This is a genomic window from Peribacillus sp. P4_C12 (genome assembly GCF_056402095.1).
This window is the reverse complement of record NZ_JBFUIB010000942.1, coordinates 1-978: the sequence shown is the minus strand read 5'-3', so window position 1 is coordinate 978 and position 978 is coordinate 1. Positions and strand designations below refer to the sequence as shown.

2 protein-coding genes are annotated in these 978 nt (G+C 38.7%); both read right to left on the bottom strand.

The genetic code is table 11. The annotated features are described in order from the left end of the window. Positions 1–526, bottom strand: a 526-nt coding sequence (locus tag AC1DUW_RS30445) for an enoyl-CoA hydratase-related protein (protein WP_477644393.1), incomplete at its 3' end; no start/stop codon positions are given. 229 nt (positions 527–755) lie between these two features. After that, on the bottom strand, positions 756–978 hold a 223-nt coding region (locus tag AC1DUW_RS30440; protein ID WP_477644392.1), incomplete at its 5' end, for an oligopeptide/dipeptide ABC transporter ATP-binding protein.

Here is a 978-nt window from a genome sequence, read left to right as displayed (position 1 = left end):
CATAGGCCTCCTTAGCTGAAATCATTCTTCCAGTAAAAATCCATTCGGATGCCTTCCCCATTCCGACAAGTCTAGGCAGGAACCAACCACTGCAAGCCTCCATTGTAATACCTCGCCTTGCAAAAACAAACCCCATTTTCGCATCAGTTGAAGCAATTCTAATATCCATAGGCAAAGTCATAGTTATACCAATACCAACCGCTGCTCCATTAATGGCTGCTATTATAGGTTTCTTCATCTCAAAAATCCTTAATGATAAAACACCACCTGCATCACGGTACTCAACTAAAGGAGTGTGATCCATAAAAGTTTCTGCACCTTTTTCCAAATCCATGCCAGCACAGAAAGCCTTCCCTGCCCCAGTTAAAATAATGGCACGCACGTCATCATTTTCATCCGCTTCATCAAAAGCACGAATCATTTCCTCACACATTTTTTCATTAAAGGCATTCATTCTTTCAGGACGGTTAAGTGTAATAATCATGACATGATCGACAATTTCACTAGTTATTGTGGAATACAACATTGTTCCTCCTTATCTCACAAAATGAAGCCATTTCTGGGTAATTTTAATTTTACATATAATTACATTTTATATGTTTTATTTTCAAATTCCTAGATTTAATTATTATAAATCTATAAAAAATATTTTCTAACAACCTAGTGGCATCTTTCCTGAAAATAAAAAGCTTTTTTAATGTGTATTTTCAAAAAAAGACCAGCCGCAGATTTTGCAACTGGCCTCATTATTTTATTTACCAATATAAATGACAAGCAACGTAGTGCCCAGGTTTTTGTTCTTTCCATTCAGGCACAGCGCTAGAACATATCTCCATCGCTTTCGGACAACGAGTACGGAATACACAGCCGCTCGGCGGATTGATCGGACTTGGTACATCGCCTTTTAGTACGATCCTTTCCCGTTTAATAGTGGGATCTGGTATCGGCACTGCAGAGAGCAAGGCTTGTGTGTATGGG